2 pseudogenes are annotated in these 247 nt (G+C 62.3%); one reads left to right on the forward strand and one right to left on the reverse strand.

The features are described 5' to 3' along the window. Nucleotides 1–112: pseudogene (locus NZK81_RS21595) on the forward strand (IS5 family transposase); the annotation flags it as partial. 9 nt (nucleotides 113–121) lie between these two features. On the opposite strand, the pseudogene NZK81_RS21600 reads toward NZK81_RS21595, so the two are convergent. Then, a pseudogene (locus NZK81_RS21600) lies at nucleotides 122–247 on the reverse strand (IS630 family transposase); the annotation flags it as partial.

Below are 247 nucleotides of genomic sequence, written 5' to 3' on the forward strand. Positions count from 1 at the left end.
CGGCAAACTCAAGGACTGGCGCCGCATCCACACCCGCTATGACCGCTGCGCCCACACCTTCTTCTCAGCCATCTGCATCGCCGCCACCGTCATCTTCTGGCTGCCGCAATGAGTCCTGAGCCTAGTTGGCGCATTCGTCTGGCTGGAAGATGTCGATGAGCTTGCCGATCAGGCCCCACAGGCCGCTGACGGTTCGCTCACCCGCCTTTCGGAGCATGGCCTTGAGCCGGGAGAACGCCTTCTCGAT

Source organism: Novosphingobium mangrovisedimenti (genome assembly GCF_025153475.1).
Taxonomy (GTDB): Bacteria; Pseudomonadota; Alphaproteobacteria; order Sphingomonadales; family Sphingomonadaceae; genus Novosphingobium; species Novosphingobium mangrovi_A.